Source organism: Citrobacter sp. Cpo100 (assembly GCF_030332595.1).
GTDB lineage: Bacteria > Pseudomonadota > Gammaproteobacteria > Enterobacterales > Enterobacteriaceae > Citrobacter > Citrobacter portucalensis.
Genome location: NZ_JAOWHM010000037.1, coordinates 423,620 through 435,431 on the forward strand (window position 1 = coordinate 423,620; position 11,812 = coordinate 435,431).

Below are 11,812 nucleotides of genomic sequence, written 5' to 3' on the forward strand. Positions count from 1 at the left end.
CATTGCGGCACAAGGCTGTGCCGCACAGAGGTTACAGAGTGACGACGATTTTGCCTACCTGGCCGTTGGCTTCCATGTATTGATGTGCTTCGACGATATCATCAAAGGCAAAGGTTTTATCAATCAGCGGCTTGAGCTGGCCAGACTGCAATCCTTCAAAGATAAACCGTTTCGCCCGCGCAAGTTTTTCTGCGTCCGTGGTGATTTCAAAAATCTCATAGCCGCGGAAGGTCAGATGGCGACCGAGTATCTCAATGACCGGGATAGAAAGGTCACGTGAATCAAGCGAACCATACTGGAAAAAGAGCCCACCGGCTGGCATCACTTGGGCAATTCTTGCCACCGCTGGGCCACCGACCGGATCGAACACCACGCGGGTTCCTTTACCCTCAGTAATCCGCTGAATCTCGGTCACCAGATCCTGCTCCTGGCTTGCAATAACCTCTGCCGCGCCCAGTTGCAGCAGCTGATCACGTTTCTCACTGGTCCGTGTCATCGCAATCGGTTTTGCTCCCCGCATGTTAGCAATCTGAATTGCCGCCAGTCCGACGCTGCTGGAAGCAGCATTGATCAGCACGTTATCACCGGGCTTAATATCCGCATATTCAACCAGCGCACCGAAAGCGGTCACATACATCATCCAACTGGCAGCAGCCTCGGTAAAGCTCAGGTTTTGTGGATGCTTTACGACCGCGTGAGCGGGGGCATTAACGACTTCACCATACATTCCATATTGATGAAAGCTGAATGCCGGGATGACACTAACGTAATCGCCAGGTGCAAACTCACGTACGTTGTCTCCCACTGATTCAATGACTCCGGCAGCTTCATAACCCAGTCGCGCCGGGAAATTAGGTTGGTAAATATACTGTCCGGTGCGGTACATAACTTCCGCACGGTTGATACCAATAGCCCGCACGCGGATCTGAACCTCATTTGCATCAGGCGCGGGAACCTGCATCTCCTGAATCTTCAGGACTTCAGCGCCACCAATTTGATTAAAAACTACGACCTTAGACATAGCAGACCTCAGTAAATTGTTCTGTATTGGGTCTGCACAATTTAACGACTCAGATGAGAGTGAAAAACCGTTGTTGCGGAACTTCACTATTACTTATTTTATAATAATCCCTGAAGCCGCGGTTTTTGTTGGCTAAAAAGTTCGCATAACCAGTCAATGAATACCCGAACCCGAGGGGCGAGATGACGTCTGTCCGGGTAAAGCACCGAAACTGGTTTTGATTCTCCGGTATAATCGGCCAGCACCTCAACAAGCTGGCCTGACTGAAGATAGGGTGCAAGGACAGCATGAACGCCACGTATAATGCCGAGTCCAGATAAGCAGCCGGTCAACAGAATATCGGAGTTATCAACGCTTATCCGCCCTGCGGGGGTGAACGATTCGGTTTTACCTCTATTGACGAAGGTCCATTCCAGCGCTTCGCGATGACGCTCGCTAAAAAAGTTAAGCGCCTGGTGTCGGGATAAATCCTCTGGTACCTGCGGCACCCCCTGTTTTTGCAGATAATCCGGTGAAGCACAGGTCACCATTTTGACCTCACCAAGCCGCCTGGAGATCAAGGTCGAATCTTGTAGCTCGCCAATACGGATCATGCAGTCGATGCCTTCGGCAAGCATATCGATTCTACGGTCGGTGGAGGTGAGTACCATCTCGATGTCAGGATATCGCGACTGGAAATCTTTCAGCGCAGGAACTAACACGGAGTGCGCCAGCGACAGAGGTGCATTAACCCTGAGTTTTCCGCGCGGCGGGCGGGCAGGTGAAAAAGAAGCCATGATGTCATCAACGTCACTGAGCAGGATTTTTGTGCGTTGGTAAAAGGCATCACCTTCTTCTGTCAGACTCACTTTACGAGTCGTGCGGTTAAGCAACTTTGCCCCCAGATCGTCTTCAAGATGTTGGATAGCTTTGGTCACCGCAGGGCGGTGCAGATGTAACACATCTGCGGCTCTGGCAAATCCACCTTGCTCAACAACCTGTACAAAAATGTTCATGTATTCAAACATACTGGAACGCATTGCTTATTCTCTCCCGGTATTCGACCATTGTTATTATGAAAGTAATAATCATGTCTGCATAGGTTGCCGAATGCTGCTCTACACTTAGGGTTTTAACGTTGGGGGTTGCAGCATGATTAAGGTCTATGGGGTACCGGGCTGGGGATCGGCCATCAGTGAAGTGATGCTCACACTGGCGGAGATCCCTTACAGCTTTATTGATGTGGACGGTTTTGACAGCGATGGTCCTTCGCGGGAGTTGCTTAAAACAATGAATCCACTATGCCAGGTGCCCACGCTGGTACTGGAAAATGGCAGCGTGATGACGGAAACGGCGGCGATCGCGCTGATGATCCTCGATCGTCGCCCTGAACTTTCACCCCCCGTTGGACATGCCGAACGCCAGCAGTTTCAGCGTTTGCTGATATGGTTGGTGGCAAATGTCTATCCCACGTTTACCTATGCCGATTATCCTGACCGATGGGTACCGGACGCCCCGGCGCAGTTGAAAAAGAACTGTATTGAGTACCGTAAATCCCTCTATATGTGGCTGAACAACCAGCTAAGCGCCGAGCCGTACGCATTTGGGGATCAGCTAACACTGCTGGACATTTACATTGCCGTTATTCGCACCTGGGGACCAGGGCATGACTGGTTTCAGGACAACACGCCGAATATTAGCGCCATCGCCGATGCGGTTTGTCAGCATCCGAGGCTGCGTACCGTACTGAAAAGCAATAAGATTATTTGAGTAAAAAACGCTGTTCCGCAGGAGTGCAAATCCCGGAACAGCGGGCGAACTATCGCCATAAGTTTTAAATTACGCGACAGAAGGGGTCAGCGTAATACGATCCAATGGACCCACGATAAACAGATAAGAAATCAGGCCAATCAGCCCCATCGAACCGACGTACAGAATGGCGTAATCAAAAGACTGGGTATTCGCCAGAATGATGCCGATCACCAGTGGCGTGATGATACTGGCCATATTGCCGCACATATTGAAAACGCCACCTGCAATACCGAGCACTTCTTTTGGCGAGGTATCGCTAAGTACGCACCATCCCAGATTGCCAAAACCTTTGGCGAAAAACGCCAGACTCATCGCCGCGATCACCACAAATTCTGACGAGGTGTAGTTGGCGATAACGATGACGCAGGAAAGCAGCATTCCGCAGATAACCGGCAGCTTACGGGCAATCGTCAGGCTGTAGCCGCGCTTTAAAAGCCAGTCGGAGAAAACACCGCCTAATAATCCACCGATAAAACCGGCAATGGCAGGGATACTGGCGACAAACCCCACTTTGAGGATCGACATGCCTTTCGCCTGATACAGATAAGTAGGGAACCAGGTCAGGAAGAACCAGGTAATTGATGTCACGCAGAACTGTCCGATATATACGCCAATCATCATGCGGTTGACGCAGACGCTTTTAATTTGCGCAAAGGTAATCTTCTGTGGTTCTTTTTTATTACCCAGCGACGGTTCACCACCGCCTTCCCGAATATAGTCAATTTCCTGCTGGTTCACCTTTGGATGATGCATAGGGTCTCTGACTTTGACCAACCAGAAGATGCCAAGAATAACGCCTATTGCCCCAATGTAATAAAACACAAAGTGCCAACTGAGATTATGCAAAATAATCGTCATTAGCGGCGTAATAATCCCTAACGAGATATATTGCGCGGCCTGATAGACAGAGGTAACAAAGCCCCGTTCGTTATTAGGAAACCACTGCACGCTTAATCGGCTATTGGCCGGAAAGGCCGGAGCTTCAATCGCACCCATCAGTAATCGTAAGATAATCAATACGACAAGCGGGCTGGCGTACAGATAAATGGTGCCCTGAAACATAGTCACCAGCGACCAGCCAATCAGTGCGCAGCCGTATACCAGACGCGAGCCATAGCGATCCAGCAGCCAGCCGCCGGGTAGTTGCATAATGACATAAGAAATACCGAAGGCAGAAAAGGCCAGCCCCATTGCTTCAGGATCAAAACCTAATTCTTTGCTCATAATCGGCGCCACGACGGATAACGTCGCGCGATCGGCGTAATTAAATACGGTCGCAAGAAACAGAAATATCAGAATGCCGTAACGCACTTTTGTACGCTTTATTATTGTGTTCATCACCCACTCCTTTCATAAGCTTGAGAGCGTTTTTGTAGGGGAGGAGGGCGGGTATTGCTTACCCGCCAAATTAATTAAGGACGTTTGCCAAACTCGCAGGTTAATTGCGTCCAGCGGCGCGCCTGCTCGCTGATGCTGAAGCCCAGACCGTGACGATCGGAAACCCACATCCGGCCATCGCGTAGCTCAAGTTGTTCGTTAAATAACGGGTTCAGCCATTCGAAATGCTCCAGCCATGGCTCAAGCGGATAAGAAGCGGACAGATGCAGGTGAACTTCCATAGCGAAGTGCGGAGCCAGTTTGCGACCATGTTTAGCCGCCAGGTCCATAATTTTCAGGAACGGTGAAATCCCTCCCACACGCGGTGCATCGGGCTGCACAAAATCGCTGGCATTGCCGAGGATCAGCTGTTCATGTTCGCGGAAGCTGGTCAGCATTTCACCTGTGGCAATCGGGGTATCAAGCGCGGCGGCCAGTTGGGCGTGACCTTCAACATCGTAGGCGTCCAGCGGCTCTTCAATCCAGATTAGATTGAACTGCTCCATTTTACGTCCCATACGGATGGCGGTTTCCCGATCCCACTGCTGATTGGCATCGACCATTAGCGGGAAGTCATCCCCCAGCGCTTCACGCACCGCGGTTAAGCGGCGAATATCCTCGGCGCAGTTTGGCTGACCAACCTTGAGTTTGATACCACCAATGCCGTTTTCACGGGAAATAACCACGTTTTTTAGCACCTGATCCAGCGGCGTATGCAGGAATCCGCCGGAGGTGTTGTAGCACTGCACGGAGTCCCGATGCGCGCCAAGCAGTTTTGCCAGCGGCAATCCTGCACGCTTGGCTTTCATATCCCATAATGCGATATCGATAGGGGAGATGGCTTGTACCGCCATGCCGCTGCGCCCCACGGAAGCGCCAGCCCACAGCAGCTTGGTGTAGATCTTGTCAATATCGTTTGGATCTTCGCCTAACAGGTTATCGGCAATTTCTTTGGCATGCGCATAGATTCCCTGGCCGCCAGCCCGCTTGGAGTAACTAAATCCCACGCCTTCAAACCCGTCGCGGCTGCGGATCTCGGCGATGATTATGGCGACTTCAGTTAGCGGTTTCTGGCGACCGGTGAGCACTTTGGCATCGCTCACGGGTGTTGCCAGAGGAAGGAAAGCCAGAGACAGTTTTACCCATTCAATACGGTCACCGGTTTCTGCTGCGGTTTTAGCGTTAGCCGATTTGGCATAGGTCACGGCATCGGAATTGGCACTTAAAGACATATTGTTCTCTCCTGGTGATAACAAATGATTGCGCTATCATTTTTAATGTTAGCGCAATCACTGTGCCAGCGAATTGACTGCGATTTGAACAATTGCTCACAAATTCAGAGAGAGAAGGGTGGTAAATTATAAACGACGTCACATTCCAGTACTTTATGGAGAAATGCACAAATCATTGTGATTGCGCTATCATTGTGAGTGGCGATAATTAACTAAGCTGCTGTTTTCCCTGCGTTATCACTGAGCAACGCTGGCAATAGCCAAAATCATGATGAATAATGCCAGGATAAATCAGCGATTTTTGACAAGGGCATCGACAGTGAAAAATCCCAAACCACCGCGCGCTCCCACGCTGGAAGATGTTGCCCGTACCGCGGGATTGTCACCCATGACGGTGAGCAGGGCGTTGAATACCCCGCAGTTGGTGCGCCCGAAAACGGTTGAAAAAGTGATGCAGGCGGTGCGCGCCACCGGCTATATTCCCAACGCACTGGCTGGGGGACTGGCGTCGCGTCGCAGCAAGCTTATCGCCGTGGTTATTCCGCAAATTAACAACAATATGTTTGTCGATACCATCCAGTCATTAAGTGATGAACTGGCAGAACGCGGATACCACATTTTGCTCTGCGTGTCGGGTTATACGCCGCAAACAGAGGCGGAGCTGGTGGCGACGCTGCTTTCTCGTCGCCCGGATGGTGTAGTACTCACCGGTATTCATCATACCGCTGAGCTGAAAAAAGTGATTCTTAATGCGGCCATCCCGGTCGTGGAAATCTGGGATTTAACCCCAACACCCATCGATATGCTGGTCGGTTTTTCGCATGAAAAGGTCGGGCAAGCGGTGGCAGACTATCTGCTGAATAAAGGCTATCGACGTCCGGGGTTGTTATGGACTGCCGATCGCCGGGCAGGCCAGCGTAAACAAGGACTGTGCGATGCGTTGAGTCGTCATAGTATTGCTGCTGACGCACAGGTGGACGTCCCGCTACCGGCCTCTCTGGCATTGGGACGCTCTGGATTAACGCAGCTATTGGCGGATCGCGAGTTTGATGTCATTGTCTGTAGCTCTGATACGCTAGCCCAGGGGGCGATCATGGAGGCCGAAAGTCGCGGTATACGCGTGCCGCAAGAGTTGGCGGTAATCGGTTTTGGCGATCTGGATTTTGCTGCCAGCAATCGGCCCGCCATCACCACCGTCAGCGTCGACAGACGGGCCATCGGGCAACGTGCTGCCTCACTGCTTGCCGATCGTATCGAACAAATTCCGCGTGAAGACGATATTATTGATGTCGGTTTTCATCTGGTAGAACGAGAGTCCGCATAAGTTACCTGCAACCCAAAACAATAAGGAATCTGCTATGCCGCACGTTGATATTAAATGTTTTCCTCGCTCTCTTACCGACGAACAGAAAACCGCCCTGGCGGCGGATATTACCGAGGTTATTATTCGTCATTTGCAAAGCAAAGACAGTTCAGTCAGCGTGGCGCTCAATGAAGTTGAGCCAGAGGCGTGGCAGGCCGTGTGGGATAAGGAAATTGTGCCGCAGATGGCGAGATTAATTAAAAAACCTGGCTACAGTATGTAAGAAAAAACGGGCGGATTTCCGCCCGTTTTCGTTGTGCTTATGGCGTAACGATGTTGAACCAGAATTCGAACTTATCCATATAGCCGAGCATGGCATCAAGCTTGGCGCCGTCACCGGTTATCTTCACGTCACCGCTGTCTTGTGCCTGTTTCAGCGTCACTTCCTTGAGGATGATTTTGTTCAGCGTATCGCGATTAAGCGTGATAGTGGCGTCGGCATCTTTCGCTTCGGCATTGGCGGTATGGTTCAGGACGCCATTCTCCAGCTCAAGCTTATATTTACCGCCATCACTGCCAAGATCGATGTTAAACACCGACTTCGCATCACCCGCTTTTTGTCCGTTAATATGCACTGCCAGATAATCGAAGAACATTTCCGGCGTCATAGCACGAACGGTATCCGGGCTGGCGGTATTCGGGGTTGGGCCTTTGACCACGCCGTTACGCAGCTCTTGCGCGCCGGTCAGGTAGAAGTTACGCCACGGGCCGGATTCAGCCTGATAACCCAGTTGCTCAAGCGCATCTGCTTCCAGATTACGCGCGGCCTGGTTATTTGGATCGGCAAACACGACTTTGCTTACCACCTGTGCCACCCAGCGGTAGTTGCCCTGGTCATAGTCGGCTTTTGCTTTCTGCAAAATGGCGTCCGCACCACCCATGTAGTCGACAAATTTCTTCGCAGACTCTTCCGGCGGCAGCTCATCCAGCGTTGCCGGGTTGCCGTCAAACCAGCCGAGATAGAGCACATAGGTCGCTTTAACGTCATGGCTCACGGAGCCATAGTAACCGCGGTTAGCCCAGGTATGTGCCAGTGAGTCCGGCAGCTTAAAGTTGGCAGCGATTTCATCGCGGGTCAGACCTTCGTTAGCCATGCGTAGCGTCTGGTCGTTGATGTAACGATACAGATCGCGCTGACTTTTCAGCAGGCTGACCACCTTGTCATTACCCCAGGTTGGCCAGTGGTGCTGCGCCATCAGCACTTCGGCTTTATCACCCCAGCGCACAATCGCTTCGTTGATGTATTTGGACCACGGCAGCGGCTCACGAATTTTGGCTCCGCGCAGGGAGTAGGTGTTGTGCAGGGTGTGGGTAACATCTTCTGCGGATTCAATCAGTTTCTTCTCTTCGATGTACCACAGCATTTCCGACGGTGCTTCGGAACCCGGGGCCAGCATGAAGTCATAGGTCAGGCCATCGATGACCTCTTTTTGTCCATCTTTCTCAATGATATTTGTTGGCGCAATCAGGGTAACGGTTCCCGCGGAGGTCGTGGTTCCCAGTCCCGCGCCGACCTGGCCTTTGGCATCAGGTTTGAGTAGGTTGCCGTACATGTAGCTCGCGCGGCGGCTCATGACGTTACCGGCCATGATATTCTCAGCGACCGCTGCTTCCATAAAGCCGGCTGGCGCATAAACTTTCACTTTGCCCGCTTTAACGTCGGCTTCATCGACAACGCCGCGTACGCCGCCGTAATGGTCAACGTGGCTGTGGGTATAAATCACTGCAACAACCGGTTTTTTACCGCGGTTTTTAAAGTAAAGATCCATCCCGACTTTGGCCGTTTCTGCCGAGACCAGCGGGTCAACAACGGTGATGCCTTCTTTACCTTCAATAATGGTCATGTTTGACAGATCGAGGTTACGAATCTGGTAAACACCATCCGTTACTTCAAACAGCCCGCTGATGTTGATCAACTGAGATTGACGCCACAGGCTCGGGTTTACCGTATCCGGGGCTTTATCGCCTTCTTTGATAAACGCGTATTGCTGCGGATTCCAGATAACATTTCCCTGCTCGCCCTTGATCACGTCCTGCGGGAGTGGGGCGATAAAGCCTTTGTGGGCGTCGGTAAAGTCGGTGTTATCGGAGAAGGGCAGTTGATTGTAAAGCGCGTTGTTGGCTTGTTGCGTGGCGGCTGTAGCGTCTTTGGGGGCTTCAGCGGCCATAAGAGGAACAGAAAACGATGTGAGTAACCCAGCAAGTATAAAACTTTGTGCGATTCTATTAAGTTGCATCGTAAAACCTCTCTGACACTTCAAAAGTACAGTTGGGGATGCTGCTTTGACGGATAGCGTTTTGATTAGGTATTTGAGTTAGTGCAAGATTAACTATAATTCACATGAATGATTAGGCAAGGAAGGCAGAGTAATTTATCTAACTGGTTTTTCAGAAGTTTTAAGAAAGCAGTTGCGGATGACAGAGCAGAACTGCCATCCGTTAGCATACTATCATTCACCTGCGATAATGCGTTTCCCGCTGGAGATAAACGTTCCTGCCCCAAGGTGATGCAGAGTATTGAGCTTGCCATCATCAAACTGCCAGCGTCCTTCCACGAAGGCTCGCTCATCAGCGGCAGCGGAGACCACTTCCCCAAACAGAGTGTCATATTTTTCCTGTGCCGCCGTGGCTGGCAACAGGCGACACTCCATCCAGGCCAGACATTTCGCTTCTATCAGCGGTAAACCTAGCACGGGTCCTTGCACCACGGGAATGCCGTAACAGTTGAATTTATCTTCCACGCGACCGGAAACGCTGCCTACGGCCCAGGTCCAGTTGACGGCGGCGATACCCGGAATAACGATGCCGAATTTACCGCTACGTTCAATGAGATCCCGCGACCAGGCGGTCTTATCAACAACAATTGCTACCCGCGGCGGCTCAAATTCCACGGGCATTGACCATGCCGCAGCCATCACATTTCGCCGCTCGGTATGCTCATCCCGGCTGGTTATCAATATCGTTGGGCCATGATTGAGTAGCCGGCTGGCATGTTTTAATTCGATCGGACGAAAATGGCTCATGGATGCTCCTTGGCTGAGAGATAACACACCACAATAAACATAGATATTAACGGTATTAGCGATTTTGTCGCCTCACAGGAATTAACAACGCACAAAATCGACAGCGTAAAACGAAAAATACGTTATAAGTACTGCATTAATCGAACAGGAACTCCGTATGACGCCTTTTTTAACCGCTTATTTTGCCCGTATTGGCTGGTCAGGTTCGGCCAACGTCAACCTTGAAACCTTGCAAGCGCTACATCTACTGCACAACAGCGCAATTCCCTTTGAAAACCTGGATGTATTACTGCCAAGAGAGATGCAGCTTGACGATTTGTCGCTGGAAGAGAAGCTGGTAACGGCGCGTCGTGGCGGTTATTGCTTTGAACAGAACGGCGTGTTTGAACGCGCGCTACGCGAAATCGGTTTTAACGTACGTAGCCTTCTCGGTCGCGTGGTACTGGCAAATCCATCAAGTCTGCCGCCGCGCACGCATCGTTTGTTGCTGGTTGAATTGCAGGGAGAGCAGTGGATCGCCGACGTTGGCTTTGGCGGGCAAACTCTGACAGCACCAATTCGTCTGCAGGCCAACACTGAGCAGAAGACGCCACACGGCGAATATCGGCTGATTCAGGAAGGTGAAGATTGGATCCTCCAGTTCCGTCATCACGAACACTGGCAGTCAATGTATCGTTTCGATCTGGTCGTGCAGCATCAGAGCGATTATCTGATGGGCAACTTCTGGTCCGCACACTGGCCGCAATCACATTTTCGCCATCATCTGCTGATGTGCCGTCATCTGCCCGACGGCGGGAAATTAACGTTAACCAATTTTCACTTTACCCATTATCAGGATGGACATGCGGTAGAGCAGATTAATTTGCCTGATGTCGCCAGTTTGTATGCGTTGTTGCAAGAACGATTTGGACTGGGTGTGGATGACGTGAAGCATGGGTTTACCGAAGATGAGCTGGCGACGGTCATGGCGGCGTTTTATACGCATCCGGAGACGGGGAAATAGGGGCATCGGAAGTCATGCCGGATACGGCGTCATCGCCTTATCCGGCCTTCGGGAACAATTAAAAATCTATCGCCCATTCTGCGTGAAACAGGATCACCGCCGAACCGGTAATGGTGACTTTTTCCGGCTGGTTTTCACGGATAGTCACCGTCACATCAACAATCCCGTCGCGCCCGAGCGCACGGCCCTGATGCCCCTGAACACGTAACGTTTTCCCATCATGCGCCATCAGCCCATGGTGGACCAACCATGCGCCCATTGGACCGTTGGCATTGCCGGTAACCGGGTCTTCCACAATACCAATAGCAGGTGAAAACATGCGGCCATCAGTGGCGTTTTCGCCCTCGCGGATTTGAAAAGGGAAGAAACCGTTACAGCCAATTTGCTGGCTGATAGCGGTCAAAGCCGGTAAATCAGGGGAAAGGGCGTCGAGATCCACCTCGGGCTTCAGTGGAATCATCACTTTCGAATGCCCAGTGGTGGCAACCTGAATTGGCAATCCTGCCAGCATATCGTCTTCGCTCAGGTGCAGCGCATCAATAATCGCGGCACGAACAGCGCCCTCCAGCGGAGGTTCAAAACCCGGTTCACCTTGCTCAAGGCTAATGCGATAGTCGTTCCCGGTAGCGTCAATATCCACGCGATGACGTCCGGCCAGCGAGGTTTGCCAGACCGTGCAGTTACCCAGACTCAGCGCCCTGGCCCGCACGTAATGCGCGGCGACGGTAGCATGCCCACAGATAGGAACTTCGACCGTCGGGGTGAAATAGCGGATGCGAACATCGCTGTCGTCACTGGTCAGCAGAAATGCGGTTTCTGAATGACGCAGCTCGCGAGCGATGAGCTGCATCTGCGCGTCACTCAGTCCATCAGCATGTAAAACCACACCTGCTGAGTTGCCGCGAAAAGGGACCGGGGTAAAGGCATCGACGTGGTAAACCTGTGGTTTCATTAGTGTTCTCCCTGAAATGGAGAAGCATCATAACGTACAAAAAGCGGGAT

The 11,812-nt window shown here is 51.6% G+C and carries 11 protein-coding genes; 4 read left to right on the plus strand and 7 right to left on the minus strand.

Going from position 1 to position 11,812, the window contains the following annotated elements; all coding sequences use genetic code 11:
• Positions 1-31 precede the first annotated feature (31 nt).
• Together OGX96_RS17600 and OGX96_RS17605 are read right to left on the minus strand one after the other, a co-directional pair.
• Positions 32-1,021: a zinc-dependent alcohol dehydrogenase family protein gene (locus OGX96_RS17600; protein ID WP_198802244.1), complete on the minus strand. Its 990-nt coding sequence runs from the start codon at positions 1,019-1,021 to the stop codon at positions 32-34.
• 98 nt (positions 1,022-1,119) lie between these two features.
• Positions 1,120-2,040 (minus strand): LysR family transcriptional regulator, encoded by a 921-nt coding sequence (locus OGX96_RS17605; RefSeq protein WP_198802241.1) that lies wholly within the window; start codon positions 2,038-2,040, stop codon positions 1,120-1,122.
• Between the two features lie 112 nt (positions 2,041-2,152).
• Between OGX96_RS17605 and OGX96_RS17610 the strand changes: the two genes are divergently transcribed.
• Positions 2,153-2,770: a glutathione S-transferase family protein gene (locus OGX96_RS17610; protein WP_198802239.1), complete on the plus strand. Its 618-nt coding sequence runs from the start codon at positions 2,153-2,155 to the stop codon at positions 2,768-2,770.
• 69 nt (positions 2,771-2,839) lie between these two features.
• Here the strand turns inward: OGX96_RS17610 and OGX96_RS17615 are convergent, their stop codons facing one another.
• A complete protein-coding gene (locus OGX96_RS17615; RefSeq protein ID WP_008784815.1) occupies positions 2,840-4,150 on the minus strand; it encodes an MFS transporter in 1,311 nt (436 codons plus the stop codon).
• A gap of 74 nt (positions 4,151-4,224) precedes the next feature.
• Positions 4,225-5,421, minus strand: a complete 1,197-nt coding sequence (locus OGX96_RS17620; protein WP_198802237.1) for an L-talarate/galactarate dehydratase — start codon at positions 5,419-5,421, stop codon at positions 4,225-4,227.
• Positions 5,422-5,740: 319 nt separating this feature from the next.
• Here OGX96_RS17620 and OGX96_RS17625 point away from each other — a divergent pair, with 319 nt between their 5' ends.
• Positions 5,741-6,745, plus strand: a complete 1,005-nt coding sequence (locus OGX96_RS17625; protein ID WP_198802235.1) for a LacI family DNA-binding transcriptional regulator — start codon at positions 5,741-5,743, stop codon at positions 6,743-6,745.
• 34 nt (positions 6,746-6,779) lie between these two features.
• Positions 6,780-7,007 (plus strand): tautomerase PptA, encoded by a 228-nt coding sequence (gene pptA / locus OGX96_RS17630; protein WP_032943490.1) that lies wholly within the window; start codon positions 6,780-6,782, stop codon positions 7,005-7,007.
• Positions 7,008-7,044: 37 nt separating this feature from the next.
• On the opposite strand, the gene OGX96_RS17635 is transcribed toward pptA, so the two are convergent.
• Entirely contained in the window at positions 7,045-9,021 is a 1,977-nt protein-coding gene (locus tag OGX96_RS17635) for an alkyl/aryl-sulfatase (protein ID WP_057068212.1), read from the minus strand.
• Between the two features lie 213 nt (positions 9,022-9,234).
• A complete protein-coding gene (locus OGX96_RS17640) occupies positions 9,235-9,807 on the minus strand; it encodes a flavin reductase family protein (protein WP_003833054.1) in 573 nt (190 codons plus the stop codon).
• Between the two features lie 157 nt (positions 9,808-9,964).
• Here OGX96_RS17640 and nhoA point away from each other — a divergent pair, with 157 nt between their 5' ends.
• Positions 9,965-10,810, plus strand: a complete 846-nt coding sequence (gene nhoA, locus OGX96_RS17645; RefSeq protein WP_286583745.1) for an N-hydroxyarylamine O-acetyltransferase — start codon at positions 9,965-9,967, stop codon at positions 10,808-10,810.
• 58 nt (positions 10,811-10,868) lie between these two features.
• On the opposite strand, the gene OGX96_RS17650 is transcribed toward nhoA, so the two are convergent.
• Positions 10,869-11,762 carry a PhzF family isomerase gene (locus OGX96_RS17650; RefSeq protein WP_198802230.1) on the minus strand — a complete coding sequence of 298 codons (894 nt, stop codon included), beginning with the start codon at positions 11,760-11,762 and terminating at the stop codon, positions 10,869-10,871.
• Positions 11,763-11,812: the final 50 nt, after the last annotated feature.

What these genes read in the sequence shown, in the direction of transcription:
- OGX96_RS17600 (WP_198802244.1), bottom strand. Translation starts at nt 1,021, where the DNA reads ATGTCTAAGGTCGTAGTTTTTAATCAAATTGGTGGCGCTGAAGTCCTG.
- OGX96_RS17605 (WP_198802241.1), bottom strand. Translation starts at nt 2,040, where the DNA reads ATGCGTTCCAGTATGTTTGAATACATGAACATTTTTGTACAGGTTGTT.
- OGX96_RS17610 (WP_198802239.1), top strand. Translation starts at nt 2,153, where the DNA reads ATGATTAAGGTCTATGGGGTACCGGGCTGGGGATCGGCCATCAGTGAA.
- OGX96_RS17615 (WP_008784815.1), bottom strand. Translation starts at nt 4,150, where the DNA reads ATGAACACAATAATAAAGCGTACAAAAGTGCGTTACGGCATTCTGATA.
- OGX96_RS17620 (WP_198802237.1), bottom strand. Translation starts at nt 5,421, where the DNA reads ATGTCTTTAAGTGCCAATTCCGATGCCGTGACCTATGCCAAATCGGCT.
- pptA (WP_032943490.1), top strand. Translation starts at nt 6,780, where the DNA reads ATGCCGCACGTTGATATTAAATGTTTTCCTCGCTCTCTTACCGACGAA.
- OGX96_RS17635 (WP_057068212.1), bottom strand. Translation starts at nt 9,021, where the DNA reads ATGCAACTTAATAGAATCGCACAAAGTTTTATACTTGCTGGGTTACTC.
- OGX96_RS17640 (WP_003833054.1), bottom strand. Translation starts at nt 9,807, where the DNA reads ATGAGCCATTTTCGTCCGATCGAATTAAAACATGCCAGCCGGCTACTC.
- nhoA (WP_286583745.1), top strand. Translation starts at nt 9,965, where the DNA reads ATGACGCCTTTTTTAACCGCTTATTTTGCCCGTATTGGCTGGTCAGGT.
- OGX96_RS17650 (WP_198802230.1), bottom strand. Translation starts at nt 11,762, where the DNA reads ATGAAACCACAGGTTTACCACGTCGATGCCTTTACCCCGGTCCCTTTT.